Consider the following 6000-nt stretch of genomic DNA (forward strand, 5'->3'; position numbering starts at 1 on the left):
CAAGAGAGAGATTGAGGTGGCATGCGGCGAAACCAATATTTCGCTACGCGAGCGATGCTGACGCATCGCCACCACCCCAACCCCTCCTCTGAAGAGGAGGGGCTTAGACATTAGCCTTCGGCCTTTTCGGCGTCAGCAGCAGGCGCTTCTTCGGCTGGAGCCGCTTCGGCAGCAGGTGTTTCTTCCGCTGGTGTTTCGGCAGCAGCTTCTTCAGCCGGTGCTTCTTCTACCGGCGCAGGAGCCGCAGCGGCTTCCTTGGCGGCTTCTTCAGCAGCAGCAGCTTTTTCAGCTTTCTCTTCCACGCGCTCGGTAGCCTTTTCACCGGGCTTGCCCTTGTTCGGGTTGTTGCGCGCTTCGCGTTTCAGCAAACCGGCAGCATCAAGGAAGCGGGCGACACGATCCGAAGGCTTGGCGCCCTGGTCGAGCCAATGTTTCGCACGCTCGGCGTCGAGAACTACGCGCTTTTCGTCATCCTTTGCGAGCAGCGGGTTGTAGCTGCCGACGCGTTCGATGAATTTGCCGTCGCGTGGTGCACGGACGTCAGCGACGACGATTTTATAATAAGGGCGTTTCTTGGAACCGCCGCGGGACATTCTGATTGCTACTGCCATAATAATAAACCTTTCTAAAAATACGAAAATTCAAATTGTTGCTTCATTTCTTCTTGTTCAATAAATTTGCCAGATCCGGTGGAAGGCCGCCGGGAGACATGTCGGGAAGCCCGGGCATGCCGGACATGCCGCCGCCCTGACCGCCCATTCCGGCGCCAGCGGCTCCGCCACCACCGCCAAACATCGACATCAGCCCCTTGATTCCACCCATCTTCTTGATGCGCTTCATCGCCTTGGCCATTTCCTGGTGCATTTTGAGCAGCTTGTTGACGTCCTGCACGGTTGTGCCGGAACCGATCGCAACCCGCCGCTTGCGCTTGGCGTTCAAAAGACCGGGCCGTACCCGTTCTTCCCTGGTCATCGAGCCAATGATGGCATCCATGCGGACCAGAACCTTGTCATCCATCGCGCCGCCGGCCATCGCCGCCTTGGCTTTCTTCATCCCCGGCATCATCGAAGCGAGCGCACCGAGGCCGCCCATTTGGGTCATTTGCCGCAATTGAGACCGCAGATCGTTGAGATCGAACTGCCCCTTGAGCATTTTCTCGGCCAGCGCTTCGGATTCTTCCTTGTCGACGACCTGAGCGGCTTTTTCGACCAGGCTGACGACATCGCCCATGCCCAATATCCGGCCCGCAACGCGTTCCGGGTGGAATTCTTCCAGGGCATCGATTTTTTCGCCGACGCCGACAAATTTGATCGGCTTGCCGGTCACCGCGCGCATCGAAAGCGCTGCGCCACCGCGTGCATCACCATCCATCCGGGTGAGGACGATACCGGTCAGATCGACCTGATCGGAGAAGTTCTGCGCGACATTGACGGCGTCCTGACCGGTCAGCGCATCGGCAACCAGCAGGATTTCCTGTGGTTTGGAGATATCGGCAACCGCCTTCATCTCGTCCATCAACTGCTGATCGACATGCAGCCGACCGGCGGTATCCAGCATCAGGACATCGAAGCCCTGCAATTTTGCCGCCTGTAGCGCGCGCCTGGCGATCTCGACCGGCTGCTGTCCTGCGACGATCGGCAAGGTGGCGGCACCGATCTGCTCGCCCAATACCGCCAATTGTTCCTGTGCTGCCGGACGATTGACGTCAAGCGATGCCATCATGACCTTTTTATTGTCTCTGTCTTTCAGCCGCTTGGCTATTTTCGCCGTCGTGGTCGTTTTACCCGACCCCTGCAGGCCGACCATCATGATGATGGCGGGCGGCGTGACCGACAGTTCAAGCGCGCTGACCTCGGAACCGAGCATTTCGGTGAGGCCGTCATTGACGATCTTGACCACTTGCTGGCCCGGAGTCACCGATTTGAGGACTGACTGACCGACAGCCTTTTCGGTGACTTTCTCGACGAAATCCTTGACGACCGGAAGTGCGACATCGGCTTCGAGCAGGGCAATCCGCACTTCGCGCATCGCGCCGCGAACATCTTCTTCCCTGAGCGCACCGCGCCCGCGCAGCTTGTCGAATACTCCGCCAAGGCGGTCGCTTAACTTATCAAACATGTTTCCGCCTTTCCTTCCAAACAGCCCATTTTCCGGCCAACGCAAAAAGCGCCGGTGGGCGAAACCTCGCTGACCGACGTGTGAGTTTTTCGAACTCTAAACTGAAGTGGCAATGAAATTATCGCCTCTGATGGCGTTCTATTAGGTGAGTTCGTTGGATATCGCAAGTCGAGATTTTCACGAATGTGAACGGGTGTTAACGAGAAATTGAGAACTAAGAGTGCAAAGGACTTTTTGAAAAAGTGGGAAAACAGCTATGGCTCGACCAGCAGCCGACCAACATCTCAAGTCGATGAAGCACGGATACAATTTATCCGTCGGCCGCGATGTGGTAACCGGCGTCATTGTCATTTTGGCGATACTCTTGTTTGCCGGCACCGGCGGCACTGTGCTGAGCGATGCCATCAACGCCCTCTCCGGTAATGCCAAAGCCGGCGACAATCTGCTGGTATCTGCATTCTTGCTCAATATTGCCCTGATTCTCTTTGGTTGGCGCCGCTACAAGGATCTAGCCAAGGAAGTCGAAGAACGAGCCGCTGCTGAACAGCGGGCCCGTTCCCTTGCCGTTACCGATCCGCTCACCGGTTTGCTCAATCGTCGCACAATTGGCGAAAGAACAGCAGAGATGATCAGCATCGCACAGCGGAAACACAAGAGCATCACATTCATGATGCTCGATCTCGACAATTTCAAAAATATCAACGATATGCACGGTCACAGCGCTGGCGACGCCGTGCTAAAACAAGTGGCAGCCCGCATCTCAAAAATCGTGCCGCCCCATAATCTATTGGCACGTCTGGGTGGCGACGAATTTGCCTGCGCCTTTATTTTTGATCCCGAACAGCCGAAAATGGTCGAACGGATTGCGGACGACCTGATAGACGCTATCTCGGCGCCGATCGTCGAAAATGGCACTCAGCTTGTTGTGACCACTTCCATCGGCATGTCACGCTATGATTCAGAATCGGAAGGCGTCGATCTGCTCATGCGCCGCGCCGACATTGCCATGTACTGCTCTAAAAAGCAGGGACGAAACCGCCATTGCTGGTTTGATGCGAACATGGAACAGGAACTGCAAACGCGCAGTTTGCTGGAAACGGGCATGCGCATGGGTATCCCCAATGGCGAATTTGTGCCCTATTTTGAACAACAGATAGATCTCATGACCGGTAAATTGACCGGCTTTGAGGTGCTTGCTCGCTGGGAATCCCCCACCCAGGGGCTAATCTCTCCAGAAATCTTCATCCCGATCGCCGAAGAAACCGGCATGATCGGCGAACTCTCGCTCAGCATTATGCGACAGGCGTTTAACAATGCCAAAGACTGGGATGCCGGTCTGGTGATTTCGGTCAATATTTCACCGATCCAGCTGCTTGATCCATGGCTGGCCCAGAAAATTGTCAAATTGCTTGTCGAAAGCGGGTTTCCGCCAAACCGCCTGGAAATCGAAATTACCGAAAGCGCGCTGTTTGAAAATCTGAGCCTGGCGCAATCGATCGTCGGCAGTTTGAAAAATCAGGGCATCAAAATCGCGCTGGACGATTTTGGTACCGGCTATAGTTCGCTCGCTCATCTGCGCGCACTGCCTTTTGACCGGATAAAGATCGACCGCAGCTTTGTATCCTCGATTCTGTGGAATCCGGAAAGCAAGGCCATAGTGAAGGCTATCAATGGTCTGGGCGAGAGCCTCGGCATGCCGATTACGGCAGAAGGCATCGAGGACAAGGAAACCGAAAACGAGCTGCGCCAAATCGGCTGTGCCCAAGGTCAAGGCTGGCATTACGGGCGCCCTCTGACAGCGGCGGAGACCCGGAAGATTTTGGCCGAACGCAATTTGGTAACCGTCGAGGAGCTGGCCGACGTCCCGGCTCTGCAAGCGGACAGGGGCCATTCCACGATCGAAAAAAATGATCTGCTAAAAGCAGGCTAGGCCAGCTTGCCAACAGGGACCGCTAGCCGAATTGCTGGACTCCCGGGAACGGCATCCCTAAATCGCCAGTCATGACGACAGGACATTTTCACAAAATGCATGGATTGGGCAATGATTTTGTCATTATCGATGCGCGCGAGCAAGAAACAGCACTGTCTGGCGCGCAGGCTGCAGCCATTGCAGACCGGCACAGCGGGATTGGTTGCGATCAGCTGATCATCTTGCGCCCGTCCAGCAAAGCCGATGTCAGAATGCAGATTTTCAACGCCGACGGCAGCGAGGTCGAATCCTGCGGCAATGCCAGCAGATGCGTGGCCAAACTGATCGGGGATGAAACCCGGATTGAAACCGATGGTGGCATCATCATTGGCAATGCCACCGCCGATGGCGCGATTGTCGACATGGGCAAGCCCCGCTTCGAGTGGCAGTCCATCCCCCTCGCCTATGCCATGGATACGCTCAACATGCCGGTTGGCTGGGAGAATTTGCAAAATCCGGTCGCCGTCAATGTCGGCAATCCGCATGTAATTTTTTTCGTTGACGATAGTGCTGTCGTCGAGCTGGATCGGCTGGGTCCAATGATTGAGGTTGATCCGCTTTTTCCGGAAAAAGTGAACGTCAATATAGCGCATATCAAGGACGGCATCGTCCATTTGCGGGTCTGGGAGCGCGGTGTCGGCTTGACCCGGGCCTGCGGAACCGGAGCCTGCGCCACCGCCGTCGCCGCGATCAAGCGCGGCCTGGCGAGTAGTCCCGTGCAAGTGGATTTGCCCGGAGGGTCGCTGGTGATCAGCTGGCAACAGGGCGAAAATATCCAGATGCAGGGTCCGACAACCTATGTCTTTGCCGGCGAAGCAGACTGGGCCCAGTTCGGATGAGCGCGCCGGAAATGATCAGCATGGGCTGTCGGCTCAATATCGCCGAAAGCGAGACATTGCGGCAGAATCTGGTCGCCAATAATATAGATGGCGACAATCTGATCATCGTCAACAGCTGTGCCGTGACCAATGAAGCGGTTCGGCAGACCCGGCAGGCGATCCGCCGGGCCAAGAAAGCCAATCCGGACAAGAATATCATTGTCACGGGCTGTGCAGCGCAAGTCGATCCGGCGATGTTTGCGGATATGCCGGAAACCAGCGCGGTGGTCGGCAATTTCGACAAATATGACGCCGCCAATTTCAAGCTCGGCCTGCACAGCAATCGACCGGATATCCGGGTTTCCGATATCATGCGAGTCACCGAGACCGCTCCGCATATGGTCAGCGCCTTTGCCGACCGGTCACGCGCCTTTGTCGAGATCCAGAATGGCTGCGACCATCGCTGCACTTTCTGTATCATTCCTTTCGGCCGGGGCAATAGCCGGTCGGTGCCTGCCGGGCTGGTTGTTGAACAGGTGCAGGCTCTGGTCGACAAGGGCTTCCAGGAAGTCGTGCTGACCGGCGTGGATGTTACCAGCTATGGACCGGACCTGCCGGGAGAGCCGACATTGGGCATGCTGGTCGAACGCATAGTCAATCATGTCCCCGATTTGCCGCGACTGAGGCTTTCCTCGCTCGATGGCGTTGAGATTGACGACCGGCTGTTTGACCTGCTGACGGGAGAGGCGCGGCTCATGCCGCATGTCCATTTGTCGCTCCAGTCGGGCGACAATATGATCCTGAAACGGATGAAGCGGCGGCACAGCCGCGAGCAGGCAATTGATCTGGTCGAGCGGCTGAAGGCAAAGCGTCCGGAAATCGCGGTCGGAGCTGACATCATCGCCGGCTTTCCAACCGAAGACGATGCCATGTTTGCCAACAGCCTGACCATCATCGAGCAATGTGATGTTGTTCATGGTCATATTTTTCCCTATTCGCCGAAACAGGGCACGCCGGCGGCGAAAATGCCGCAGGTTGACGGGCATGTGATCAAGGAAAGAGCAAAAATATTGCGAGAGGCAGTCACGCGACGCA

General features: G+C 56.3%; 5 protein-coding genes. 3 read left to right on the forward strand and 2 right to left on the reverse strand.

What is annotated here, in order from left to right; genetic code table 11:
• Positions 1-110: 110 nt before the first annotated feature.
• Both rpsP and ffh read right to left on the reverse strand, forming a co-directional pair.
• Entirely contained in the window at positions 111-611 is a 501-nt protein-coding gene (gene rpsP, locus V7665_RS00245) for a 30S ribosomal protein S16 (protein ID WP_335662532.1), read from the reverse strand.
• Between the two features lie 43 nt (positions 612-654).
• Entirely contained in the window at positions 655-2118 is a 1464-nt protein-coding gene (gene ffh / locus V7665_RS00250) for a signal recognition particle protein (RefSeq protein WP_335662533.1), read from the reverse strand.
• Positions 2119-2374: 256 nt separating this feature from the next.
• On the opposite strand from ffh, the gene V7665_RS00255 reads away from it, so the two are divergent.
• The 3 genes from V7665_RS00255 to mtaB all read left to right on the forward strand — a co-directional run.
• A complete protein-coding gene (locus V7665_RS00255; RefSeq protein ID WP_335662534.1) occupies positions 2375-4048 on the forward strand; it encodes a putative bifunctional diguanylate cyclase/phosphodiesterase in 1674 nt (557 codons plus the stop codon).
• A 71-nt stretch (positions 4049-4119) separates the two neighbouring features.
• Positions 4120-4926, forward strand: coding sequence for a diaminopimelate epimerase (gene dapF, locus V7665_RS00260; RefSeq protein WP_335662535.1), 807 nt, complete (start codon positions 4120-4122; stop codon positions 4924-4926).
• On the forward strand, positions 4923-6000 hold a 1078-nt coding region (gene mtaB, locus V7665_RS00265), incomplete at its 3' end, for a tRNA (N(6)-L-threonylcarbamoyladenosine(37)-C(2))-methylthiotransferase MtaB (RefSeq protein ID WP_335662536.1). The genes dapF and mtaB, both read left to right, overlap by 4 nt.

The organism is Parasphingorhabdus sp., assembly GCF_036964675.1.
Taxonomy (GTDB): Bacteria; Pseudomonadota; Alphaproteobacteria; order Sphingomonadales; family Sphingomonadaceae; genus Parasphingorhabdus.